A 351-nucleotide genomic window follows, 5' to 3' on the forward strand; every position below is an offset into this window, starting at 1 on the left:
GCCCGAAGCCGATTATCTAACCTTTTGGAAGAAGTCGTCGAAGGTGGAATCAATAACTGGGGTGAAGTCGTAACAAGGTAGCCGTATCGGAAGGTGCGGCTGGATCACCTCCTTTCTAAGGAGAATTGCCTACTGTTTAATTTTGAGGGTTCGTTTTTACGAATACTCAAAATAGCACTTTGAGCAACGGGATTTATCCGTTGGCGACGTGCGTTAGCACCTTAAAAACTGCATATATATATTTAGTGATATGACATCTAATTTGTAATATATAAAGCTGATAACTTTTTAAAATTATCGAAGTTGATAGCTTCTAATCTATCAAACCTTTTTAACTGGTCAAGTTATTAA

At 37.6% G+C, this 351-nt stretch carries 1 rRNA gene; it reads left to right on the forward strand.

The window, feature by feature from the left end:
• Nucleotides 1–115 (forward strand): 16S ribosomal RNA (locus tag KGF42_RS19345); the annotation flags it as partial.
• Nucleotides 116–351: the final 236 nt, after the last annotated feature.

The organism is Clostridioides sp. ZZV15-6383, from assembly GCF_020657735.1.
Lineage (GTDB): Bacteria > Bacillota > Clostridia > Peptostreptococcales > Peptostreptococcaceae > Clostridioides > Clostridioides difficile_D.